General features: G+C 38.0%; 23 protein-coding genes and 1 pseudogene. 17 read left to right on the top strand and 7 right to left on the bottom strand.

Going from position 1 to position 25089, the window contains the following annotated elements; genetic code table 11:
- Positions 1-72: 72 nt before the first annotated feature.
- From polA to ccsA, 3 genes are all read left to right on the top strand, one after another.
- On the top strand, positions 73-2763 hold the full coding sequence (gene polA, locus ABYK33_RS01950; protein ID WP_373031223.1) for a DNA polymerase I: 2691 nt from the start codon (positions 73-75) through the stop codon (positions 2761-2763).
- A complete protein-coding gene (locus ABYK33_RS01945; RefSeq protein ID WP_373031222.1) occupies positions 2745-3458 on the top strand; it encodes a formylglycine-generating enzyme family protein in 714 nt (237 codons plus the stop codon). Before polA ends, ABYK33_RS01945 begins: the two co-directional genes overlap by 19 nt.
- A 130-nt stretch (positions 3459-3588) precedes the next feature.
- On the top strand, positions 3589-6678 hold the full coding sequence (gene ccsA / locus ABYK33_RS01940; protein ID WP_373031221.1) for a cytochrome c biogenesis protein CcsA: 3090 nt from the start codon (positions 3589-3591) through the stop codon (positions 6676-6678).
- A gap of 21 nt (positions 6679-6699) precedes the next feature.
- Here the strand turns inward: ccsA and ABYK33_RS01935 are convergent, their stop codons facing one another.
- Together ABYK33_RS01935 and ABYK33_RS01930 are read right to left on the bottom strand one after the other, a co-directional pair.
- Positions 6700-7083, bottom strand: a complete 384-nt coding sequence (locus tag ABYK33_RS01935; protein WP_373031220.1) for a secondary thiamine-phosphate synthase enzyme YjbQ — start codon at positions 7081-7083, stop codon at positions 6700-6702.
- 31 nt (positions 7084-7114) lie between these two features.
- Positions 7115-8242 carry a S1C family serine protease gene (locus tag ABYK33_RS01930; RefSeq protein ID WP_373031219.1) on the bottom strand — a complete coding sequence of 376 codons (1128 nt, stop codon included), beginning with the start codon at positions 8240-8242 and terminating at the stop codon, positions 7115-7117.
- Positions 8243-8513: 271 nt separating this feature from the next.
- Here ABYK33_RS01930 and ABYK33_RS01925 point away from each other — a divergent pair, with 271 nt between their 5' ends.
- On the top strand, positions 8514-9761 hold the full coding sequence (locus tag ABYK33_RS01925) for a PHP domain-containing protein (RefSeq protein WP_373031218.1): 1248 nt from the start codon (positions 8514-8516) through the stop codon (positions 9759-9761).
- An 18-nt stretch (positions 9762-9779) separates the two neighbouring features.
- Positions 9780-10151: a 5-carboxymethyl-2-hydroxymuconate Delta-isomerase gene (locus tag ABYK33_RS01920; RefSeq protein WP_373031217.1), complete on the top strand. Its 372-nt coding sequence runs from the start codon at positions 9780-9782 to the stop codon at positions 10149-10151.
- A 156-nt stretch (positions 10152-10307) separates the two neighbouring features.
- Here ABYK33_RS01920 and ABYK33_RS01915 read toward each other — a convergent pair whose 3' ends face one another.
- Positions 10308-10517: an SHOCT domain-containing protein gene (locus ABYK33_RS01915; RefSeq protein WP_373031216.1), complete on the bottom strand. Its 210-nt coding sequence runs from the start codon at positions 10515-10517 to the stop codon at positions 10308-10310.
- Between the two features lie 229 nt (positions 10518-10746).
- On the opposite strand from ABYK33_RS01915, the gene ABYK33_RS01910 reads away from it, so the two are divergent.
- Positions 10747-13059 (top strand): heavy metal translocating P-type ATPase, encoded by a 2313-nt coding sequence (locus tag ABYK33_RS01910; protein WP_373031215.1) that lies wholly within the window; start codon positions 10747-10749, stop codon positions 13057-13059.
- Between the two features lie 237 nt (positions 13060-13296).
- On the opposite strand, the gene ABYK33_RS01905 is transcribed toward ABYK33_RS01910, so the two are convergent.
- Together ABYK33_RS01905 and surE are read right to left on the bottom strand one after the other, a co-directional pair.
- Complete coding sequence (locus ABYK33_RS01905) at positions 13297-13932, bottom strand: ThiF family adenylyltransferase (RefSeq protein ID WP_373031214.1); 636 nt, start codon at positions 13930-13932, stop codon at positions 13297-13299.
- Positions 13929-14708 carry a 5'/3'-nucleotidase SurE gene (surE, locus tag ABYK33_RS01900; RefSeq protein ID WP_373031213.1) on the bottom strand — a complete coding sequence of 260 codons (780 nt, stop codon included), beginning with the start codon at positions 14706-14708 and terminating at the stop codon, positions 13929-13931. Before surE ends, ABYK33_RS01905 begins: the two co-directional genes overlap by 4 nt.
- 127 nt (positions 14709-14835) lie before the next feature.
- Here surE and greA point away from each other — a divergent pair, with 127 nt between their 5' ends.
- The 4 genes from greA to ABYK33_RS01880 are packed head-to-tail and all read left to right on the top strand — an operon-like array spanning position 14836 to position 17470.
- On the top strand, positions 14836-15324 hold the full coding sequence (greA, locus tag ABYK33_RS01895) for a transcription elongation factor GreA (protein ID WP_373031212.1): 489 nt from the start codon (positions 14836-14838) through the stop codon (positions 15322-15324).
- A gap of 11 nt (positions 15325-15335) precedes the next feature.
- Entirely contained in the window at positions 15336-16343 is a 1008-nt protein-coding gene (gene argC / locus ABYK33_RS01890; RefSeq protein WP_373031211.1) for an N-acetyl-gamma-glutamyl-phosphate reductase, read from the top strand.
- A gap of 21 nt (positions 16344-16364) precedes the next feature.
- Positions 16365-17048: a UDP-2,3-diacylglucosamine diphosphatase gene (locus ABYK33_RS01885; protein ID WP_373031210.1), complete on the top strand. Its 684-nt coding sequence runs from the start codon at positions 16365-16367 to the stop codon at positions 17046-17048.
- Positions 17048-17470, top strand: coding sequence for a YqaA family protein (locus tag ABYK33_RS01880; RefSeq protein ID WP_373031209.1), 423 nt, complete (start codon positions 17048-17050; stop codon positions 17468-17470). Before ABYK33_RS01885 ends, ABYK33_RS01880 begins: the two co-directional genes overlap by 1 nt.
- On the opposite strand, the gene ABYK33_RS01875 is transcribed toward ABYK33_RS01880, so the two are convergent.
- Positions 17428-17721, bottom strand: coding sequence for a DUF3817 domain-containing protein (locus tag ABYK33_RS01875; RefSeq protein ID WP_373031208.1), 294 nt, complete (start codon positions 17719-17721; stop codon positions 17428-17430). The genes ABYK33_RS01880 and ABYK33_RS01875 overlap by 43 nt on opposite strands.
- 97 nt (positions 17722-17818) lie before the next feature.
- On the opposite strand from ABYK33_RS01875, the gene ABYK33_RS01870 reads away from it, so the two are divergent.
- On the top strand, positions 17819-18499 hold the full coding sequence (locus tag ABYK33_RS01870) for a hypothetical protein (protein WP_373031207.1): 681 nt from the start codon (positions 17819-17821) through the stop codon (positions 18497-18499).
- Positions 18500-18544: 45 nt separating this feature from the next.
- Here the strand turns inward: ABYK33_RS01870 and ABYK33_RS01865 are convergent, their stop codons facing one another.
- Complete coding sequence (locus ABYK33_RS01865) at positions 18545-19462, bottom strand: methylenetetrahydrofolate reductase (RefSeq protein WP_373031206.1); 918 nt, start codon at positions 19460-19462, stop codon at positions 18545-18547.
- Positions 19463-19574: 112 nt separating this feature from the next.
- Between ABYK33_RS01865 and serB the strand changes: the two genes are divergently transcribed.
- The 6 genes and pseudogenes from serB to ABYK33_RS01835 all read left to right on the top strand — a co-directional run.
- Positions 19575-20207, top strand: coding sequence for a phosphoserine phosphatase SerB (gene serB, locus ABYK33_RS01860; protein WP_373031205.1), 633 nt, complete (start codon positions 19575-19577; stop codon positions 20205-20207).
- Complete coding sequence (locus ABYK33_RS01855) at positions 20207-21973, top strand: ABC transporter ATP-binding protein (protein ID WP_373031204.1); 1767 nt, start codon at positions 20207-20209, stop codon at positions 21971-21973. The genes serB and ABYK33_RS01855 overlap by 1 nt, the downstream gene beginning before the upstream one ends.
- Positions 21974-21985: 12 nt before the next feature.
- Positions 21986-22747 carry an undecaprenyl-diphosphate phosphatase gene (locus ABYK33_RS01850; RefSeq protein ID WP_373031203.1) on the top strand — a complete coding sequence of 254 codons (762 nt, stop codon included), beginning with the start codon at positions 21986-21988 and terminating at the stop codon, positions 22745-22747.
- A gap of 104 nt (positions 22748-22851) precedes the next feature.
- Positions 22852-24234 (top strand): DEAD/DEAH box helicase, encoded by a 1383-nt coding sequence (locus ABYK33_RS01845; protein ID WP_373031202.1) that lies wholly within the window; start codon positions 22852-22854, stop codon positions 24232-24234.
- Positions 24235-24304: 70 nt separating this feature from the next.
- Positions 24305-24541 (top strand): OadG family transporter subunit, encoded by a 237-nt coding sequence (locus tag ABYK33_RS01840; RefSeq protein ID WP_373031201.1) that lies wholly within the window; start codon positions 24305-24307, stop codon positions 24539-24541.
- 14 nt (positions 24542-24555) lie between these two features.
- Positions 24556-25089 (top strand): annotated as a pseudogene (locus ABYK33_RS01835) (biotin attachment protein); the annotation flags it as partial.

The following is a 25089-nucleotide window of genomic DNA, read 5'->3' as shown; positions in this document are numbered from 1 at the left end:
TAACTGAAAAATCAAATATGAGCGACTTCTAACTCTATATAGGCTAGAATACATAAAAAACTAGGCTAACTTTTGAAAACCATTACAATTATAGATACATTCGGCTTCTTTTTTCGTTCATACTTCGCACTTCCTCCTCTACGTAACTCTGAAGGTTTTCCTACCGGCCTCTTAACTGGTTTTGCGAACCTTGTGGACTCTTTACATCGTGACCATAGTACTGATTATCTGGTTTTTGCACTTGATGCAAAAGGTAGAACATTCCGTAATGATCTTTATCCTGAATATAAGGCTCACCGTGATGCCCCACCGGAAGATTTACTCAAACAACTTCCTATTGCTATAGAGTGGATAGAACAGATGGGGTTTGCCAATCTTTCACGTGAAGGATTTGAAGCAGATGATGTCATCACAACAGTAACAAAGTTTGCTAGAGAACAAGGTTTGAAAGTACGTATTGTCTCACATGATAAAGATCTGTATCAAATGATTGATGATGGTGTAGTGGTAATGTATGATTCTGTAAAAAAACAAGAGGTAGATGAACAGGCATGTGTAGATAAATTTGGTGTATACCCTAAAGACTTCATTAATTTTCAAGCTATATTAGGGGACAGTTCAGACAATATCCCAGGTGTGAAAGGGATAGGAAAAGTAGGTGCGGCGAAACTTATAAATCAGTATCATACGCTTGAAGCCATTTATGAAGACATAGAGAACTGCGGAACACCACGTATACAGAAACTTCTTATAGAGAGTAAAGAGAAGGCTTTTTTATCTCGTGAACTGGTAACTATGAGTACGGATGTATTTAAAGATATGGATGTCGAAAGCTTTGTATTTGAAGATAAAAATTACCTTTCATGCCTCATCGAAGAGTTTGAACATTATGAGATGAAACAAGCCATCAAAAGAGCAAAAGTAGGGATGGAAGAGACAGACTGTGAAATCATGGAAAAACCAAAAAGTTCAATGCTTAGTTTTGAAGCAGTCACTTTAGACACCCAAGAGAAGTTAACAAGTGTGATAGAGAGCATAGAGAAAGATGCTATAGTCGCTTTTGACACAGAGACAACAGGACTAGACACAAAAGTAGCAAAGATGGTAGGGTTCAGCTTTTGTTTTGATGGGCAGAAAGCATACTATGTACCAGTAGGACATAATTATCTGGGTGTGGAAGAACAAGTCAGTCTTGATGATGCGATAACAGCACTTAAAAAACTACTTACATTTCAGATAGTGGGACAAAATCTAAAATTTGACTTTTCATTACTCTATAACCAGTTTGATATGGAACCGATCATACCGTATGCCGATACGATGATCATGGCATGGCTTTCAAATCCCGGAACCAAAGTAGGACTTGATACGCTTGCCAAGACATTTTTCAAATATGAGATGAAACCATTTAAAGAGATGGTAAAAAAGGGAGAAGATTTCTCTGCAGTAGCTATCGATGATGCTACTTTTTATGCGGCTGAAGATGCATGGATGACTTATCTACTCTATGGAGCAATTAAAAAGAAGATGGAACTCTCTTCTCTTACACATCTTTTAAAAGAAGCTAAAAATGTAGAGTATCCGTTTATGAATGTACTCATGCGTATGGAACGTTTAGGTATTAAGATAGATCCTTCTAAGTTAGAAGCATTACAAAAAACGTTAAGTGAAGACTTGGCCACTTTAACTTCAGAGATCTATGAACTCAGTGGATCTGAATTTAATATCAAGTCTACACAACAGTTGGGTGTAGTACTGTTTCAACAGCTAGGACTAAAAGGTGGAAAGAAAACCAAGACGGGGTATAGTACAAATGAAGCTGTATTGAGTTCGCTGTTAGGAGAACATCCTATTATAGAAAAGATCCTCGAGTACCGTGAATATCAGAAGATACTCTCTACTTATGTCGACCCTTTACTCAAACTTGCAAATGCAGATGAGCAAAGTCGTATCTATACTTCTTTTGTACAAACAGGAACCGCAACAGGACGTTTGAGCTCACGTGATCCAAACTTGCAGAATATACCTGTTCGTTCTGCACTAGGGCGTTCTGTAAGGGAAGCTTTTGTGGCCAAAGAGGGGTATAAGTTGGTGAGTATAGATTACTCTCAGATAGAACTACGTTTACTTGCGCACTTTTCAAAAGATGCTGCTCTGATGGAAGCGTTCAAAAACGGTGTTGATATTCACCTGGCTACTTCTATTATATTGTTTGGAGAAGAAGAGGCTAAAGAGAAGCGTAATTTTGCAAAGTCTGTGAACTTTGGTTTACTCTATGGAATGGGTCCGAAAAAACTCTCTGATGAACTGGGTATCTCTTCGAGTGAGGCTAAAGAGATCATCACGAATTATTTTGCATCATTTCCTACTGTGAAGAATTTTCTAGAAGGTATACAGGAACGTGTCAAGATCGACGGCTATGTAGAAACGATACTTAAAAGAAGACGTATATTTGACTATGAGAGTGCCAACGGTATGCAAAAAGCAGCTTTTATGCGTGAATCAGTCAATACAGTTTTTCAAGGTTCGGCAGCAGACCTTATAAAACTCTCTATGAATGAGATAGATACGATGATACGTGAAGAGAACTTAGATGCATATATGCTTTTACAGATACACGATGAACTCATCTTTGAAGTGAAAGAAGACAAAGTAGAAGAGATCTCTAAGCGTTTTGTGCATACGATGGAGAATGTTTTAGAATTGGATGTTCCATTGGAGTGTTCTGTCAGTGTGGGTAATTCATGGGGAGAGTTAAAATAGTGAATAACGATAACTTTATTCCTCTTCCCCGCGGAAGCTTTTTCATGGGGACAGATAATACAGATGCAAGAGACAGAGAAAAACCATCTCATGAAGTACACATAGATTATGATATAGCGATGTCTAAGTACCTTGTAACAGTTGAAGACTATATGCTCTTTGCGCAGGCAACTGGTGCTGACGTACCGGTTGAACGGCATGAACATCTTGGTTTTGATGTACCGGTACGTCGGGTACGATGGGCAGATGCCAAAGTATATTGTAATTGGAAAAGTGAGCGCGAAGGCAAAAAGTACAGACTACCTACTGAAGCAGAATGGGAGTATGCCTGTAGAGCAGGAAGTGCAACAAAGTACTCTTTCGGTGAGGATGAATCACTACTTGGTGAGTATGCTTGGTACAAGGACAATTCAGAAGGTGTAACGCATAATGTTGGCACAAAAAAACCAAATGCCTGGGGACTGTATGACATGCACGGTAATGTATGGGAATGGTGTACAGACTGGTATAGTGAAAGTTATGAAAACACCCCTACAGATGGCAGTGCATATAAAATACCCAATGAAAAAGGTAGAGTATTGCGTGGGGGTTCCTACAATGCAGATGCTGACAAATGCTCGAGTACTTCTCGTATCAACCTAGGTTCAGGGGGTAAGAATTATTTTATCGGGTTTCGTGTCGTTATTGAACTCTAATAACGGTCTCTTAATGTAACACCCATACGGCATTAATTTAATAATAAGAATTAGTGTATGCCAATTAACATTCGGTTAGCAAACATCAGATATAATCTTTTTACTTAAATGGTACAAGGGGATATAAGAGATGAAGTATGTTTTTTCCATGAAAATGGCTGTGTTTATGTTGTTTGCTTTTGGTGTATTGGTAGGTATTGCAACATTTATAGAAAATGATTATGGTACGCAAACAGCTCAGGCACTGATCTACAAAGCACAATGGTTTGAAGTCTTTTTGGGCTATTTTGTGGCTATTCTTGTCTATAACATTATCAAGTACAAATCCTGGAAAACAAAACCAGCTGTTTTCCTCTTCCATTTCTCATTTATTGTCATCGCTTTAGGTGCACTTATCACACGCTATATAGGGTATGAAGGTGTGATGCATATACGTGAAGGTGATTCAAGCCATACAATGGTATCAGATGTAAAAGTTTTACAGATCAATGCGACCCAAGGTGACAAAAGTACAGTGTTCGAGAAAGAACTCTATTTCTCTACGATGACGAGTAACAGTTTAATAAAGACCCTTTCTGTAGGAGACAAAGAAGTCAAGGTAGAATTACTTAAGTATTTACCAACTGCACACGAACAAGCGATAGCCTCTCCAGATGGAAAAAAGCTCTTAGAATTGAAAATATCAACAGGCCAAAAAGGTGAAATATATTACTTAGCTAAAGGAGAAAGAAAAGACTTTGGCGGTTTTTATGTGGGGTATGATACAGAACCTACAACTAATAAGCCAACTTTCCTCATAAAAGACGAAGGTACTGGTTATAATGTACACTTCCCTTTTGCACTTCAAACACTTAATATGAATGATAGAAGCTCTGCAGAATTAAATGCAGGAGAAAATGAATTTAAAAACAGAATGTTATACCGTTTTGGAGCGAATGCGATCGTTCTAAAAGATGTACATGAAAAAGCAATCGTAAAGTTAGACTCTCACGACATAAAGGTTCAAAGAGGTCAGGCTGAATATATGCAATGGAAAGTGAGTGTAGGGGATAAAAGTAAGATCATTACTACTAGACCGTACCAAGGTAGAACAGGTAAAACAAAACATTTGGACTTTAATGGTGTACATGTAGATATGAGTGTAGGGGCCAAGGTGATAAAACTGCCATTCTCTATTAAATTAGACAACTTTGAGTTAGAACGCTACCCGGGTTCTATGACACCTGCATCTTACTCAAGTGATGTAGTACTTATAGATAAAGAACAAAATATCAATATGCCATATAAGATCTATATGAACCATATACTTGACCATAGAAACTATCGTTTCTTCCAGTCCTCTTATGATCAGGATGAAAAAGGAACCGTACTCTCAGTCAACCATGATCCTGGAACATGGCCTACGTACATCGGATATATTTTACTCACTCTCGGGATGATCTGGTCTCTGTTTGCACCTACTGGAAGATTCCAAAAGCTGCTTAAGGGAGCAAAAAAACTGCAGGCATCTACGGCTGCAGTAGCTTTCGTAGCACTTTTGGCACTTAGCCCACAAAATCTGAATGCAGCAGCACCGACTGTAGATGAACCAGTGCTAAAAGCAATGCAGTCTTATGATGCAGAACATGCACGAAACTTTGGAAAAATTGCTGTACAGGATCATCAGGGACGTATGAAACCTATGGATACGGTTGCACATGAAGTTGTTGCTAAGATCACAGGAAGATCAATACTATATAAACTTGAACCTACGCAAATGTTACTTGGTATGATCATGCAACCTGAACTGTATCAAAATGTACCGATGATAAAAGTAGGGCATAAAAAGATCGCTGTAACAATAGGCCTTCCTGAAAATACAAAATATGCAAAGTTTACAGACTTCTTTGCTCAGACAGATAACAGTTACAAGATCTTTGCAGCGGTGACAGAAGCCAGTCAAAAGAAGCCACTTGAGAAGACACAATACGATAAAGAACTTCTCAAAATAGATGAAAGGGTCAATGTTGCTTTTATGGCGTATCAGGGCTCTCTTTTACGTGTCTATCCTAAACCCAATGATGTCAATAACAAATGGATGGCACCAATGGATGCACTCAAAGAGTTTCCTAAAGAGCAGGCTGATCTTGTGAGAATGAGTATTTCAGTTTATTTCCAAATGGTAGGAGAGGGACTTAAAACTGGTAATTGGGCAAATGCTGATATCGCATTGAGAGGTATTCGAAAATACCAGGAAGAATATGGTTCAGCAGTGATCCCAAGTGAAAATCACATAGATATGGAGATCAAATACAATAAATTTGGACTATTTGGTAAGCTTGTTCCACTTTATCTTTTACTCGGGGTAATACTTCTTATCTTTGCATTTATCAATGTCATTAAACCTGCATTTTCAATGAAGTGGATCATGCGTGTGGCATTGACTGTTCTCATTATCGGATTTGCTATGCATATTGTTGGACTGGGAATTCGTTGGTATATCGCAGGACATGCTCCATGGTCAAATGCTTATGAGTCTATTGTATTTATAGCAGCTTCTACGGTATTTGCAGGGATCGTGTTGGCAAGACGTTCCCCATTTGCTTTAGCCGGTACAGCAATTTTAGCAGGTGTGACAATGGCTGTTGCACATATGAACTTTATCAATCCGGAGATAACCAACCTTGTACCGGTACTCAAGTCATACTGGCTGATGATACACGTGGCAACGATCATTTCTGGTGATGGTTTCTTGGGACTAGGATCCATCTTATCACTCTTGGTACTTATATTGTATATTATGAGAGGGAAAAATGGTAATGAGAATATCGACCGTTCTATTAAAGAATTGACAAACCTTTCAGAAATGGGACTGATCATAGGTCTTTTCTTGTTGACGATAGGAAACTTCCTTGGTGGTGTCTGGGCAAATGAAAGTTGGGGACGTTACTGGGGTTGGGATGCAAAAGAAACCTGGGCTGCAGTGACGATACTTATCTATGCAACGGTACTTCACCTAAGATTCTTACCGTCAATGAAGTCAAACTTCACTTATAATGTAGCATCAACTTGGGCATACTCTACAGTACTCATGACATACTTTGGGGTAAACTATTATCTCTCAGGGTTACATTCATATGCCGCAGGTGATCCAGTACCTATCCCTATGTGGGTTTACTATGCAGTGGCAGTATTATTTGTATTGACAGTTTTAGCCGCTAGGAATAGAAAGTTAAAGTAAGTATTTAACCATATAATGTAACTACAATACGGCGGTTTCCGCCGTATTCTCTATCCCCTGCCAAGTACCAAGATTCATCCTACCGTTTGTAATTGGAATGGATAGTGAATTTCCAAGCATTGAAGATTTGATGTGTGCTGGCATATCGTCCGATCCTTCGTAGGTGTGGATATAGTAGGGCTTTTCATCAGCGATATCGGTAAAAAAGTTTTCCATATCCTCACGCACACTTGGATCGGCATTTTCATTGATGCTAAGTGAAGCGCTAGTGTGCTTGATAAAAAGGTGTAAAAGTCCTCTCTCAATGGATGGCATTGAAAGCAGAGCTTTTTCTATTTCTGGGGTAATGAGATGAAAACCTTTGGACTTTGGTGATAGTGTGATCGTCTCTTGATGTATAGCCATAGAAAAGTATACTATTTTTTATCGCAAAGACTTATTTTAAAATAAGTGATATCGTGTTTTCTTTCTTTTCACGTAAATATCTTAGTTTGATCCTGTCACCGATTTGATACTTTTCCAAGGTGCTAAGTAGTGTATTGATATCTTCTATTTCATGTCCATCAATACCTAGGATAATATCACCGGTTAGAAGATGAGCTTTGTCCATCCTTTCTACTCCTTTAAGCCCTGCAGCCTCAGCGGATGAGCCTTGTTGTACTTCGATGACCGCTACACCTTTTATACCGTATTGGTCAGTGATAAGCTTATTGAGTTCATTATCGATGGTGATCCCTAGCTTTGGTCTTTCATATTTTCCATGTGCGATAAGCTGTGGTACGATACGGTTGACCGTATCTACCGGTACAGCAAGTCCTATACCAGCATAAGCCCCAGAAGGGCTGTAGATTGCAGTATTGATCCCTACCAGACGTCCAGCACTGTCTAGTAAGGGACCACCTGAATTACCAGGGTTAATCGCTGCATCAGTTTGGATAAGTCCTTTGATCTGTGAGCCGTTGTCATTGTAGAGACTTCGGTTCAGTGCAGAGACGATACCTGTAGTGAGTGTTTGGTCCAATCCGAAAGGATTTCCAATGGCATACATCATCTGTCCGACCTGAAGGTCATGGCTTGTTCCGATAGGCAATGCAGAAGGCATATTGGATACGATTGGCATACGCAGTACAGCAATATCATGATTTGGACTTGCCCCGACTAAAACAGCATTAAAGGTACGTTGGTCACTCAAGCGTATACGTATTACCGAAGCACCTTGCAAGACGTGATAGTTGGTGATAATATGTCCATGTCTATCCCAGATAAATCCCGAACCTGTACCTCTGGGTATGCGCGTGATGTCCCTCGTCCATAAGTTGACCATATCTGAAAGGGTAGTGATATAGACCACTGAAGGACTAGCTTGACGAAAGATCTCTATATTGGTTTTTTCTAAATCAGACAAATCTCCTCTTGCTGTGATATCCTGAGGTTTGGCTGTCATTTTTACCAAATAGTTTTCAAAGCGTGGAATAAAAAAAAGGATGATACCCATTCCTATAATTATCCAAAAAAAGATATGTATACTACGTAGTATGTTATGATCATTAGACATGTTGGACATACCTTGGGTTCCTTTTTGTTTATTATAGTAAAAAAGGGTAAATCATATGTTACTGTTACTTTAAGTGTTTAGCCATTTTAAATTTAGTCGTAGTATGTGCTGCTTTTGTATAAGTTTAGTCAGTTCCAGGAACTTTACCACGCTTTTTTGTATCAATATGTCTACTGAGGTTCTGTTAACCTTTATAACACATTTAAAGTTTGATTATAGTGTTACCAAATGATAATTTCTCTTTTGTATGCTATCATGGATAGATACTAAAGGAATTCAAATGAGAATAAGCCCAAATGTTATAGAACAAGACAAAACAATCAATTATGTTTTAAATTTAAAAGACACTACTAACATTCAATCAATTGAACTCTTTTCAAAAAATGACTATTTTCATAGAGATACCGTTGAATATAAAATAGAAAACAATAATATTCTTTTTACATATACCATGTTATATATTGGTGAATTTGTTGTAAACGTCAATTTCACTTATAAAGAATCAAAAACGCTTAATCTATATTGTCTAGCTAAAAATATGATTAATCTAAAACCATTAAAGGGCGATTTACATATGCATACTATCTATTCAGATGGTAAGAGAACTCCTCTAGCGATGTGTTTGAATTCTTTAGAGTTGGGTATGGACTTCATGAGTATAACTGATCACGACTACTATGAAGGCTCACTAAAAGCAATAAAAAAAGTTAAAGAAGCAAATATTGATATTTTAGTTTTGCCAGGAGAAGAGGTTAGTGTTGGGAAAGGTGATCTTTCAAAGCCAAAAGGCAATGGTCATATGTTAAGTATCAATGCAAATAAATCTATTGAAAACCAGAGACGAGATACCGTTGTTTATGAAAAGGAATTAGAAGAGATAGCAGAAAATATCAAAAAAGATTTAGTTGGGAAAAATATTGATCCATTGCATTACGCTAGAAATATTTGGGCAATCGATAAAATAAAAGAAGCCGATGGCATCTCAATATTATGTCATCCAAACTGGATTTACCATGATTTAAAATACCATTTACATCAGCCACTTTATAAAGAGATGCTTGAGAACTCACATCTTGATGGAATTGAAGTGATTGTAGATATTAATAAAAAAGAAGAAGTTAACAATCTGGCATCTTTGACCTATCTGGAGATAAAAAATAAACATAAGTATTTAGCTCCTATGGGTAACACAGATGCACATGACATTGATCATGATGCACTTGAAAGGTTTACTATAGTCTTTGCAAAAGAAAAAACAAACAATAGCATCGTTGATGCAATACGAAATGGTCTTACCTGTGCTGTTGTTAAAAGAGGTGAGAATAATCATCAATTTATGGGCAATAGCGATTTAGCACATTATGCTTATTTCCTCATCCAAGAGTATTTTCCAAAACATCAAAAATTGAGAAATAAACTTGCAAAATTATATGTAGACGAACTTATCAATAATGAACATTTTAAAAATAAAATAGAAAACACAAAAAGAAGATTAGAAGAGCATTATAATAATTTTTTTAAGAATTAAATTTACAAAAGGGGTGAAATGCCACATTTTATACTAGATTGTTCAGAAGGTACTTTAGCATCACATTCTAAAGAAGAGATAATTGAACAAGTCCATAGTTCTGCTGTTTCAAGTGATTTATTTCATAAGAATGATGTCAAAGTAAGAGTTAATTTTTTTAAGCATTATTCTACGGGAGATAAAAAGGAAGATTTTATTCATGTATTTGCCAATATCATGGAAGGTCGAACTATTGAGCAAAAGTTACATTTATCCAGAACGATAGTTAGGGATTTGGCTTCGATGTTTCCATTGGTTCCCAATATTGGAACCAATATTATAGAGTTTGAAAAAGCAAGCTATTTCAACAAAAATATGCTTGATCCAAACTATCAATTTTCAATGCCATAAGATAGGTTTATTTAATAAACTCGATAACACTTTCAAAACTTGATCACAATTGTTTTGATTGCCCATTTACTCTATATCCCAAAGGTAATACGATAGCGACTCGATATTTTCTTTGACCAAAACCTTATAAAATTATATATTTTATAAGGTTTTGGATTATTTTTTGAGTGCATTGGATTTCTCTTCATACTCTTGTGTATCTATTTCACCTTTCGCATAACGCATATCAAGTATATCCTGTGCGGATGCGTGTTTGTCTCCACTCTTATTAGTCTCTTTCAAAAAATAGAAGATAAGAGCCCCAAACAATATCAATATTAACCACATACCAAATCCTATACCCCAACCATGACCTATATAATTCATTTTTATCCTTTCTAAGATCTTCTTAGTTGCAGTATAGAATAATTGCGTGTAATTAATGTGCATAGTTAATCTTGTATGACATAATAATAGATCAATAGATTTTGCCCTTTATCTCAAGAACTAAAGCCGTAGAGGATGCAAAAAATAGACTGTACCTATATATATCTTGCACGCTATTTACACACTTTAATATTATTATCAAGGATATTAGACACAGAAAGGAGATATGGTGGCTACTGTAGTAAAAGATGTTGTTTGCGGCATGGGTACTTCAACAGATTCTAAATTCCATACAGTACATTCATCAACCATATATTACTTTTGTTCACAAAGTTGTCAGCATAAATTTAATGAAGATCCTCAAGAATATATTAAAGTAAAAAAATGGAGTAGTGAAAATCAGCAAGATAAAACAAGTGAAAACACAGATACACTTTATACCTGTCCTATGCATCCAGAAATCCAACAAAAAGGACCAGGCACATGTCTTATATGTGGAATGGCACTTGAACCTATGATAGTGCAAGGTGATGTGGAAAATGAAGAACTTAATGATATGAACCGCCGCTTTAAAGTAAGTGCAGTACTGGCTTTGCCTGTATTTATCTTAGCAATGACAGCAGACCTAATGCCTTCATTGTTACCTTTGTGGCTCTCTATGTCTTTTGTGCAGTGGATCATGTTTGCTTTGGCTACACCAGTGGTACTCTGGGGTGGTTGGCCATTTTTTGTTCGTGGAGTGAACTCTGTGCGCAGTTGGAACCTCAATATGTTTACGCTGATAGCACTAGGTGTGGGTACCGCATGGCTTTACAGTATGGTGGCCTTGTTTTTACCTCAGATATTTCCACCAGCAATGAAAATGGATAGCGGGCTAGTAGATGTCTACTTTGAAGCTGCCACAGTCATCGTGACATTAGTACTGCTGGGACAGGTTCTTGAACTTCGTGCACGCTCACAAACCAATACAGCCATACAAATGCTTTTAGGTTTAGCCCCTAATACCGCTCGTATCGTTAGAGAAGATGGAAGTGAAGAAGATATACCTTTAGAACATGTACAAGTAGGTGATGTGCTACGTATTCGTCCAGGGGACAAGATACCCATTGATGGTGTGGTGACAGAAGGTGAAAGTAATATCGATGAGTCTATGGTCACAGGAGAATCTATAGCTGTTGTAAAAAAAGAAGGTGACAAAGTGATAGGCGCTACTGTCAATGCAACGGGATCACTACTTGTGAAAGCGGAGAAGGTTGGTGCAGATACATTACTCTCCCAAATTGTAGATATGGTAGCCCATGCACAGCGTTCTCGTGCACCTATTCAAAAATTGGCAGATGTGGTTTCAGGCTATTTTGTGCCTATTGTTGTTTTCATCGCACTGTTGGCATTTTTTAGCTGGTATATTTTAGGACCAGAGCCACGATTGGCGTATGCAATTGTGAGTGCTGTAGCAGTACTCATCATCGCTTGTCCTTGTGCTTTGGGGCTTGCAACGCCCGTTTCTATCATGGTGGGTACAGGTAAAGGTGCTTCTGTGGGGGTACTTATAAAAAATGCAGAGGCATTGGAAATTTTAGAAAAAGTTGATACGCTTGTGGTCGACAAAACAGGTACCCTTACCGAAGGAAAGCCTAAACTTGTAACAGTGGAAGTAGAAGATGGAGTAGATAAAGATATCCTACTTTCCGCAGTCGCAACGATTGAACAGTCCAGTGAACACCCTTTGGCAGAAGCCATAGTAGAAGGTGCAAAAGAGCGTGGATTGCATTTAAGTAAAACAGAAGATTTTAACTCTGTCACAGGGCAAGGTGTAACGGGTGCTGTAGATGGGATAAGGGTAGCCATAGGAAATTATAAACTACTTGAAGGCTTAGGTATAAAAACGGGCAATTTACCAACGCTCTCTGAAAAGTACCGAAAAGAGGGACAAACTGTAATGCTCATAGCATTAGATGGAAAAGCTGCTGGTGTAGTGGGCGTGATGGATCCTATTAAGGAAACAACGCCTGAAGCTATGGAGCAACTACATGCACAAGGTATCAAAGTAGTAATGCTTACTGGTGACAATAAAACAACAGCGCAAGCAGTAGCAAATAAACTCAATATTGACAGAGTTCAAGCGGATGTTTCTCCAGAAGAGAAGTCTAAAATAGTATCAGAATTACAAGCAGAGGGTAAAGTAGTGGCTATGGCAGGTGATGGTGTAAATGATGCACCCGCTTTAGCCAAGGCACATGTGGGTATTGCAATGGGTACAGGAACAGATGTAGCTATGGAAAGTGCAGGCGTAACTTTGGTTAAGGGAGATCTGATAGGTATCGTCAGAGCCATAAAACTCAGTAAAGGAACGATGAAAAATATTCGCCAAAATCTGTTTTTTGCATTTATCTATAATTCTATTGGTGTACCTATTGCAGCGGGTGTTCTGTATCCAGTCTTTGGAATACTCTTGTCTCCAGTTATTGCCGCAGCGGCAATGAGTTTTTCATCCGTTTCTGTCATAGCAAACTCTCTACGACTTAAAAACTTGAGACTATAGAAAACATAGCGTACAATATATAATAATGAAAACCTTATAATCTAACATATTTTATAACGTTTCTCGCTGTAGCGACGTTTGTAGAGCATAAATATACAGCCTTCCACTAAAAACCTTATAAAACCTTCCATTAGGGTATGTTTTATAAGCTGTCCCCAATCAATCTGAAGACTTGTTTTCTGTTAATAAGTCTAAATATATTCGAGTCTTTAATACTAGATAAGAGTTATTAGAAAACTATTTAATGATCCTTTTTATCGCTTCAGAACAAACAGTTAGACCTACAGCTCCTGTCACAGCCACACAAGAACCTTTTTCTTTACACTTATCTTCTTCTGGTGAAAATACGACAGTAAAGTTTCTGTCAAACTTTTCTTTTTTGAGTTCATTACGTATTTTACGTGCGAGTGCATCACCATGGGTCTTCCAGATGGAGGCTACTTCTATTTTGTTGGTATCATAACGTTTGGCTGAACCCAATGCCATAATGAGTTTTTTGTAACATTTTTTAGCTACTTCTATCTTGACTTTGGTTGTGTCTGCAGCATCTATGATGATATCATAAGGCTCAAAATCAAACTCTTTTACCCATGTTACAGTCATTTGCTGATGTATGGTTTTAACACCAGGATAAAGTTCTTGAAGACGATCTACTTTTACCATCCCTACAGCTTCTGAACCTATTTGTCGGTTTTGGTTGGTCTCATCGTACACATCATAGTCCAAGATGGTAATGTCATTGACACCTGAACGGTAAAGACAGTCCAGAGCATAAGAGCCTACACCGCCAATGCCCAGTATGAGTATCTTGGCTTTTTTCAATTTTTCAAAGTCTTCATCTCCAAAGAGCATACGGCATCTTGTAAATCTCATAGCCACTCATCCAAAGATCTGATATCATCATAGCTTGTCATATCCAAGTGTACAGGTGTGATAGAAACATAGCCGTCATTAATAGCTTCAAAGTCCGTAACATGACCTTGTGTCTCCATCCACCCTAAAGAAGGTAATCCTATCCAATAGTACTCTTTACCTCGTGGATTATGGTGTACTTCAGCATGGTGTCCATAGAGACGATTTCCTGCACGTGTGACTTTGAACCCTTTACACTCTGAGCTTGGAAGAGGTGGAATATTGATATTTAAAAATTTACGTGAAGGCAGGGGAAAATCATTGGCAAATATTTTTTCTACAAGTGTTACGATACTCTCTTGTGCTAAACCATAACCTAACTCTTTGATGCTCTCACCATGGTTTTTATAGACTTGTGAGATAGCAATGGCAGGAATACCTTGTAGTACAGCTTCCATAGCAGCAGATGCAGTTCCGGAGTAGGTGATATCCTCGCCCATGTTTGATCCGATATTGATACCGGAGATAACAATGTCCGGTCTGTTTTCTTTAGTGAAAAGCTTGTTGAGAGAAAGAAAAATACAATCTGTAGGGGTACCATCATCCAGTTTGTAAAAATCTTCTTTGACTTCTACAAAATTGAGAGGTCTTGTGAGTGTCAGTGAGTGTCCACAGGCTGATTTTTCTGTCGTTGGAGCGACTACAGAAACATGACCTAAAGGTTTGAGTGCTTCTACAAGTGCTTCAAGTCCTTCAGACTCGAAACCGTCGTCATTGGTGATTAATATTTGCTTCATGTTTTATGCTTTATATGTAGACTTCATTTTAAGTTGTAAATACAGTCTATTATTTTACCGCTATTATAACCTTTTTGGTATAATACATACAATTAGATATTAATTCATTATTTTAAAAGGAATTATCGTGCAAAAAGAGCCGATGTTAAGAGTAACCTATACCAAACTTTCAGAAGAACTAGAACAACTTAAAACGACTGAACGGGGTGTCATCGCTGCCATCATTGATGAAGCAAGAGCACAGGGTGACCTGAAAGAAAATGCTGAGTATCATGCAGCAAAAGAGAAACAAGGTCTTATGGAAGCACGTATTGCAGAACTTACTGATATCGTAGGACGTGCACAGGTTGTAGATCCTTCAACTTTAGCACATACCAGAGTGAGTTTTGGTTCAACTATACAGCTTACAGATCAAAATACTGATGAAGAGATAAGTTATACTATTGTCGGTGGTACAGAATCAAATCCTACAAAAGGCTTGATCTCTATCCAGTCACCTATGGCACGAGTACTTATAGGTAAAGAAGAGGGTGATGAAGTATCGCTTACACTACCTAGCGGTAAAAGAACATATGACATTGAAGAAATCTCTTACAAAGAGATCATACTAGATTAAAAGGGTTGGAGATGGTAAAAGTAGGTGTTGTAGGAGCCAGTGGATATACGGGGCTTGAACTGGTTAAAATGTTAGTATCCCATGGTGGATTTCAATTGACCTATCTTGCCACTACACAAGGTGACACGATGATAGAGCAATTGCATCCTTCATTGGTAGATGTCATTAGCCTTCCTGTAGAAAAAGCAGATGCTGCTTCTGTGGCTGAACGTTGTGAACTCGTTTTTCTTGCACTCCCTCATAAAGCGTCCATGGGCTTTGCAAAAGAGCTTTTAGACAAAGATGTAAAAGTAGTGGACCTCTCTGCGGATTATCGTTTAGATCTTGATACTTATGAAGAACATTATTGTGCGCATGAAGACAAAGCACATTTAGATGATGCTACCTATGCACTTATTGAGTATTATAGAGAAGAGTTGAAAGGTGCTAAACTTGCTGCTGGTCCAGGGTGTTATCCTACGGCAACACTACTTGGTATCTTACCGTTCATACCGTACATTGATACAGATGCACCTCTTTTTGTAGATGCAAAGTCTGGTGTGAGTGGGGCAGGGAAGAAGTTAAGTGAAACGACACATTTTGTGACGGTCAATGACAACATATTTGCCTATAATCCACTCAAGCACCGTCATGGACCGGAGATAGCAGAGAAGATAGAAAAGGTTCACGGTGCTAAAATGAACGTCAATTTTGTGCCTCATCACATTCCAGAGACACGTGGTGAGTTGGTCTCTGTGTATGCGACTTTAAAAGAAGATATCGATCCACTTGAAGTGTTGAAAAAACACTATGCAAATGACCCGTTCATTCGTATACGTGAAACACCTGTAGATATAAAAAGTACAGCAGGTACACATTTCTGTGACATCTTTGCAGCTAAAAACGGCAATGCACTTTTTGTTAGCTCTGCTATAGACAATCTTTTGCGTGGAGCAAGTTCACAAGCACTTGTAGCTGCAAACTTGATGTGTGGATATGATGAAGGTATGGGTATCCCAACTATTGCCTACATGCCGTAATAGTGAATCATAGTAAATAATATGATAACTATAAAAGAGCAAGCACTTTTCATAGCTGACTCACATTACCCTCATCATGGAGATGCTTTTTTAGACTTACTGAAAAAGCTTGAGAGTGGAGAGATACAAACGCCACAACTCTTTTTGATGGGAGATAATTTTGATCTGCTCTTTGGATACAACGAGTACATCAAAACTTTTTCATCAGAAGCCATATTACTCCTACAAACACTTTCACGAAAATTAGAAATTCATTACTTTGAAGGGAACCATGATTTTTGTTTGACTGAACTTTTTCCGGATATACAAGTATATACCAGAGAACAACAGCCCATCTTGTTTAAACTAAATGAAAAAAAAGTGGCCATCTCACATGGAGATAAGTATGTCACAGGATTTGGCTATGATCTCTACTGTAAAGTTTTACGTAATAAAACGACACTGACACTGCTTAAACCTTTTGAAAAGGCTATCATTGATCATCGTATGAAAAAATTGTCACAAAAACATATCTGCTTTACTTTTCATGGTTTTGAAAAAAGGGTAGAAAAGATATTGGAAAACTATACTGAGGCAGAACTAGTGATTGAAGGTCATTTTCATCAGTGTAAAACAGTAGGTAAATACATTTCTCTACCCTCATTGGCATGCCAAGGCATGGTAGGTGTCATGGAAGAGGGAGAAATGCGATTTAAGACGCTTTAATGGTTTACTTTACACTCTTTACAGTTGCCTTTCTCTCTGCTACATTGTTACCTATGGGAAGTGAAGCTTTACTTCTTTATGATATTTCTCAAAATTATTCATTGATATTGTTATGGATTTTTGCAACAGTAGGAAATACACTGGGTTCTATGGTGAACTATTGGCTGGGCTTAAAAGGTGAAACCTATCTTGAAGAAAAAGGGCATCTTTCTGCTCAAAAGATGGAAAAAGCTAGAGGGTTTTTTGATACATATGGAGGATGGACACTACTGCTGTCATGGGTACCCATTATAGGAGACCCATTAACTTTTGTAGCAGGAGTGTTACGATACAATTTTAAGTGGTTCTCACTTATCGTAGCAGTGGCTAAAGGGACGCGTTACGCTATAGTCATCTTTTTAGCAAGCAGTTTATCTGTATAGAAAGAACCAAAAGGTATCAATGACAAGATAGTGTAGAGTGCAGACTCTTTTAAGGTAAAGCCAGCTTCTTTCTTCGCTTCAATGATCTGGTAGATGAAAGCAAACACGAGTAGACCGTGCAACATACCTACTACTTTAGTTGCCATAGGATAGCCAAAGCTGTATTTCATTGGCATAGCAATGAAGAGTAGGATGATAAATGAGATACCTTCTATTTTATTGATCAAACGAAATTTTTGTAATTCAGACATATTTTCTCCTAATTTAATTTTTGAGAGTATATCAGAAGAAGTTTAATAATAAATTTATTTAGGTTATAATTTTTAATCTATTGAAAAAAGGACAAAAATGCAGAATGAGAATGAAAATAGAGACAACATACCTGAATATGATTTTGACATCATAGAGATCGTCAAAGCGGGCTGGCATCATATAGAAGGGGTAAAGGGAATTTTTTTGGCTTCATTTGTGGTCTATATGGTCGTTGTGATCATTTTGCAGATCATATTGGGTATTTTCTTTCCTTCACCACCACCTCCTGCAGAGCCAAATCTTGTGAATCAACAGATTGTTACCATTTTAAGTTATCCTGTAGTGATGCCGATCATCGTTGGTATTATGATGCTTGCCATTGGATACTCACGTGGAGAGAGTATAGAGTTCAAATCTATCTTTAATTATTATCATCTTATGGGTAAGTTGGCATTGGCAGGAATCCTTATTTACATTATGACAGTGATCGGGTTTATACTTCTTATTCTTCCTGGTATCTATCTGAGTATTGCTTATGTCTTTACTATGCCGCTAATAGCAGATAAAGGAATGGATGTGTGGGATGCGATGGAGCTTTCAAGAAAAGTTGTGACCAAACATTGGTTCAAAGTCTTTGGACTGTTTTTCCTTCTTAGTATTCTGATGCTACTTGGAGTATTGACACTGGGGATAGGTCTTATCTGGGCAGTGCCATTGTTGTTTTTTACACTTTATGGGTTACTTTATCCATTGATATTTGATGGGGTAGAAGTTTAAAGAGGTAGATCCTCGTTTTGGGAACGAGGGATTAAGATAGGATGATCATCCTATCAATTCTGAACACAGATCAAAACGATTATGCGTCATCAAATGCACCTTACCGTGCACATCCATCATCTCATCAAAGATACGTTTAGACAATGCATAGCCTACTTCTTGTTCTTTGTCCTCTCCATCCATGGCTGCCAGGTTCATTTCATCTATGATCGGTTTTGGTACAGAGATACCTGGTACTTTGTCATCGATGAAGTTGGCTGTCCTGGCACGTACGATAGGGAACTGACCTAAGATCAAATGAGCTTCTTTGGCTGTGTCTCTTATGCTCGTCTCCTTGGCTTCTTCAAAGAGAGCTAAGAGCTCTTTGGCATTTTCAAGATCATAGACAGGCTGTGTCATGATGGCACGTGCACCATAGTCAAGTTTTTTGATCATACGTTTTTTAAGGCTGTTCATGTCTTTTGCAGTAGCATTGCTTACTGCAAAAGGGTAGATTGGTTTTGGTGCCGGTTTAAGTACTTTGTTGCTATAGTCTACACCTTTGTTTAAGTGGTGGATGATGCTTAAAAGCAGGGTAGAGTCACGTTCGAGTACACCTTTAACATCTGGTTGATCTGAGTATTTTGCGGGGTCACCTGTAAGTGCCAAGATACAACGCAAGTCAAAGTCATTTGCTCCAAGTAGGGTAGATTGTAATGAGAGTTTGTTTTTGTCTCTCATACTCATCGTAGCGATGACGGGTTTGTTAAATGTCTGTTGTACTTTGATGGCAGAGAGTACTCCTGACATTTTGAGTTTTGCTAAAGGGTTATCTGTACAAGAGAAGCCTGTGACTTTGTCTTGTAAGTTATGTTTCTTAATATCAGCTATGATACCATCTATGGATGCTCCATGGGGAGGATTTATCTCAACAGTAATAAATCTTTTTTCAAGGCAAAGGACGTCACAAAATTTTTCAAACATGAATATACTCTTTATAGTTTAATTAGTTATAATTCTATCTAAATAATGCATAGAGGGTTATTACAGAATATCCAATGCACAACATATTAACAAATATTAATTAGGAATTATGATGACTAAACTAGCCGTATTTGACTTTGATTCAACACTGATGGATGGTGAGACCATCGACTTTTTGGCTGAACCACTGGGACTTGAAGAAGCCGTTGCTTCGATTACTGAAAGAGCAATGGCAGGGGAGTTAGACTTTTTCAAGTCTCTTGTAGCCAGAGTAGCGCTTATAGAAGGTTTGGAAGAAGAAAGGGTAAATGGTATCTGTTCAGAACTTCCTATGATGCCTGGTGCGTTTGAAGTGGTGGCTGGTCTTAAAGAGCGTGGTTATACGGTCATTTGCTTTTCCGGTGGGTTTAGAAATGCTACAAAGCCTGCTTGTGAGAAACTAGGTATTGATGCAGACTTCTCTAACTTCCTACATACTGAAAGAGGTATACTTACCGGACAGGTCGGAGGAGAGATGATGTACTCTGACGCTAAAGGCGATATGATCACACGTATGCAAAGCCTTCTAGGTGTAAGTAGAGAAGATACCCTTGTAGTAGGTGACGGAGCCAATGACCTCAGTATGTTTGCACATGCAGATACACGCGTTGCTTTTTGTGCAAAACCTGTACTTAAAAAGGCAGCTACTCATTGTGTAGATGAAAAAGATCTCACTCAGATACTTCAGATAGTAGACGCGCTGTAATGCAAAATAACAGTTGTAGTATAAAAGGCATTGTACGACAACTGTTCAGTTATAAAAAAGCTGTCATTTTGGGAAATGTACTCGCATTTCTTTCTACACTGCTTATTGTACTTATCCCTCTTTTTATCCCTATACTGGTAGATGAACTTTTACTGGGTCAAGAACATGGGTTTATCGCATGGATATCTGAAAATATTTTCACTTCTGACACAAAAGGGTATGTGTTCTTTGTTTTAGCTCTTATTATCTTTCTTCGCGTTTTTAGCGCACTTTTAAGCATAATTCAGAGTAAAATATTTACAATCATATCAAAAAATATAACATATGAAATGAGACAGTCATTACTTAAACATTTGAAGCATGTTTCGCTGAAAGAGTATGAGATGATGCGTGTAGGAGCAGTGACATCTAAACTTGTCACAGACGTGGAAACCATAGACGGATTTGTAAGCAGTACTATCTCTAAACTTATCATCGCTTCTTTTGTGTTGCTTTTTTCAGCTGTGGTACTCTTTTGGATACATTGGCAGCTTGCCGTATTTATTTTGGTGACCAACCCTATTGTTGTATTTTTTACGGCTAAACTTGCACGTAACATCGGGAAGCTGAAAAAAGATGAAAATAAGGCGGTGGAAGTCTTTCAGTCTGCACTTACCGAGACCTTGGAACTCTTTCATCAGATCCGTGCCGCCAATAAAGAAGAGTATTTCTTCAACAAGAGTGAAGTCAAAGCAAATGAATTGAAAGATCATGCTATTGCATATGGCTATAAAAGCGAAGCTGCGATGAAGTATTCCTATTTGGTATTTCTGAGCGGATATGAAGTCTTTAGAGCAGTAAGTATCTTAGCCGTAGCATACTCAGATCTTTCTGTAGGATTGATGCTTGCAATTTTTTCTTACCTGTGGGTGATGGTGACACCTACACAGGATATCATTAATTTTCAGTATGCACTCTCTACGGCAAAAGCCGCCTGTACGCGTATCAACAGTATCTATGCAATGGAACAGGAACCACAGATACTAGAGTTGAGAAATCCTTTCGATGGACATCATGCTGTGAACATAGAAGTGAAAGATCTTTCATTCGCCTATCAGAAGGGCAAAGATATATTAACTAATATTAATATGCATATAGAAAAAGGTACAAAGGTAGCTATCGTAGGTGCAAGCGGCTCTGGAAAGACAACGTTATCGAATATACTGGTAGGTTTTTATCCTTTGGATGAAGGAGAGATCCTGTATGGTGGTGTATCTAACAAGGCACTGAAACTTTCCACCATAAGAGAACATATTCATCTTATCTTGCAACATCCTAAACTTTTTAATGATACAATGTTGTTCAATCTAACGTTAGGCAAAGAGTATAGTGAGGATTCAGTGCATAAAGCACTTGAAATCGCTCAGCTTACAGATGTCATACAACGTTTAGATCTGGGACTTGACACCCTTGTCGGAAAAGACGGTATCAAGCTCAGTGGTGGACAACGACAAAGAGTAGCTATAGCAAGGATGATCTTATCTGATCCTAGAGTGGTGATCTTTGATGAATCAACTTCTGCATTGGATGTACATACCGAAGTGAGACTGTTTGATGCACTACATGACTTTTTGTCCCAAAAGACGGTGATCACTATCGCACATAGACTGAGCACCATAAAAAGTGCAGAATTTATTTATGTGTTGGAAGATGGTAAGGTTGTTGACAGTGGTACACCCAAAGCACTGTTGGCAAAAGATGAGAGTTATTTTTCTAGTATGGTTTAATAAAGGTACACATTGGATATTTTTCAGGCGATAATCATCGGTATTATCGAAGGTTTCACAGAATTTTTACCTATTTCATCTACTGGGCATATGATCGTCGCTTCCGAATTTCTGGGTGTTTCTCAGGATGCATTGACTAAAGCCTATGAGGTCATCATCCAATTTGCAGCTATTCTTGCAGTGATGGTTATTTACAAAGAAAAAATTACTTTCAAACAAATAGACTTATGGCAAAAACTTTTCGTGGCTTTTCTCCCTCTGGCAATCGTCGGATATATCTTTAAAGATCAGATCAAAACACTTTTTACAGTTGAAGTTGTCGCATGGATGTTCATTATTGGTGGGTTTATTTTTCTAATCGTTGAGTATTTTTATGAAGAAAAAAAGGCACATGTCACGCATGTAGAAAAAGTAAATTATAAACAGGCTCTCTGGGTAGGAATAGCGCAGGTGTTTTCTCTGATCCCGGGTACCAGTAGAGCAGGTGCAACGATCATCGGTGGTTTGCTTGTAGGCTTAGATAGAAAAACATCTATGGAGTTTTCATTTTTACTTGCTATACCGGTGATGGCTGCTGTGACCGGGTATGATCTCCTGAAACATTATCAGGATTTTGCAGATGCAAACTGGGGTGCATTTATTGCAGGTTTCATTACGGCATTTAGCGTTGCTTATATAACGATCAAACTTTTTCTTGCATTTATTCAACGTTTTACATTTGTAGCGTTTGGTATTTATAGAATTATTTTTGGAGTGATCTTACTGATGATATAATATCACTGATATGGATTTATAGAACCTCTTACGAGAGTTTCTGTTAAGTTCAAAAAAGTTTTTGGACATGAATGGGGATAACCCCGTATTTTAAAGGTATATTAATGAAATTTAGTGAATTTAATTTTCATGCTGATCTAGCAAAAGGTGTGAAAATAGCAGGCTTTAAAGAGCCGAGTCCCATCCAAGAGATGGCAATTCCTATCATCGCAAATGGTAGCGATATGGTAGGTCAAGCCCATACGGGTACAGGTAAGACAGCAGCATTTGGTCTTCCTATGATGGATAAACTTGCCAAAGGTGAGATAGAAAGAGCGTTGGTCATCACTCCTACAAGAGAGTTGGCAACACAAGTAGCAGATGAGCTGTACCATTTAGGACGTTTTGCAGGTATCAGAACGTTAACTGTGTATGGTGGTGTAGGGTATGGACGTCAGATCGCACTCATTCATAAGGGTGTGCAGATCGTTGTCGCAACACCGGGGAGACTGAAAGATCTTTATAAAAAAGGTAAGATCGATGTATTTAACCCGGAGATAGTGGTACTGGATGAAGCAGATGAAATGCTTGATATGGGCTTCCTCGAAGAGATCAAAGAGATCTTTGAATATATTCCTCAGAACAGACAAACATTACTCTTTTCAGCAACAATGCCTGAGCCTATCAAAGAGTTGGCAAGTAATATTCTTTATCAACCGGAATTTATCTCAGTAGTAGGTGACGAAGAGACAACCAATAACATCATAGATCAGCGTTATTATATGATCCATGAAAATCAGAGAGATGATGCTATTGTAAAGCTTCTTGAAACAGAAGAGACGAATAAGTGTATCATTTTCTGTCGTATGAAAAGAGAAGTAGATAGACTGACTGAACATTTACAGGCATTAGGATTCAATGCCAGTGGTTTACATGGTGACCTTGAGCAGATGGACAGAGAAGTGGTCATCAAAGCCTATAGAAGGGGGGAGACTAAGATCATGGTAGCCACAGATGTGGCTGCACGTGGCCTCGATGTTAAAGATGTGACACATGTCTTTAACTACCATATTCCTTTTGATCCACAGAGTTATGTTCACCGTATCGGTCGTACTGGGCGTGCGGGTAAAAGCGGTCAGGCTATCACTTTGGTGACAACAGAAGAGTTTAAAGAGCTTCAGCGTATTCAGAAAGAAGTAGGCGCTGAGATGCGTTTAGCTACTATCCAAGGTGATTCAGGACTAGATGATTCAGGTCGTGAATATTTGGCTGAGAAAATTAGGGATATTCACGTTCATAATGACGCAGCAGCAATGTTGATATATATGGGAGATATGGATAAAGAGATACTTTTAGAAAAGCTTATTTCCCATATGATTGACCAAGAACAGGATAATGTAGGATCTCAAATTGGCTTTGATCAAAATACTGTGGATGAGATGATGCAAGGGTATGTAGAGGAGCAAAAAGCTACAAGGAACAACAATCGTAGAAAAAAGAGAAGATAATTCTCCTTTTTTACCTAATAACAAGCAAAGTTATTTTAAAATTTGTAAACTTATAAAGTGAGGTAGTCACATGGAAATAAATTTAGTAAGCGAAGGCTTAAAATTTATGGTTTTAGGAATGTTGGTAGTATTCGTCTTCCTGGTCATACTCGTTCAGGTAATGAAGCTTCAAGCTAAAATTATCAATAAATACTTCCCTGAGAAAGCACCTGACGTAGCTCCTGCTGCTTCAACAAATGCTACACAGGAAGCACATCATGTTGCAGCTATTGTCGCAGCTGTCTCAGAATTTCGTAAACAATCATAAACAAGGTATCGTAAATGGCTAAAAAATATATTGATGTAATGGACACAACTTTTAGAGATGGATTTCAGTCTGTCTTTGGTGGTCGTGTACTTATGGATGACTTTTTTCCTGCAGTAGAAGCAGCGAAGAAAGCAGGTATTAATCACTTCGAATTTGGTGGTGGAGCAAGATTTCAATCACTTTTCTTTTATTTACAGGAAAATGCATTTGAGATGATGGATGGTTTTAGAGAGATCGTTGGACCAGATGCCAACCTTCAAGTACTTTCACGTGGTATCAACACAGTAATGCTTGATACTGGTAGTCGTGAGATGATAGATCTTTTTGCAAAAATGATTAAAAAACATGGAACAACAACAGTACGTAACTTTGATGCATTAAATGACGTGAATAATCTTGCATTTTCTGCAGAGATGATCAAAAAACATGGACTTGATCACGAAGTAGTGGTAACTATGATGGATCTTCCTCCAGGATGTAAAGGTGCACATGATGTGGCTTTTTACGAAAAAACACTTAGAAATATTTTAGATTCTTGTATCTCTTTT

It is taken from the genome of Sulfurovum sp., assembly GCF_041562805.1.
Classification (GTDB): domain Bacteria; phylum Campylobacterota; class Campylobacteria; order Campylobacterales; family Sulfurovaceae; genus Sulfurovum.
This window is presented reverse-complemented; position numbering and strand designations above follow the sequence as displayed.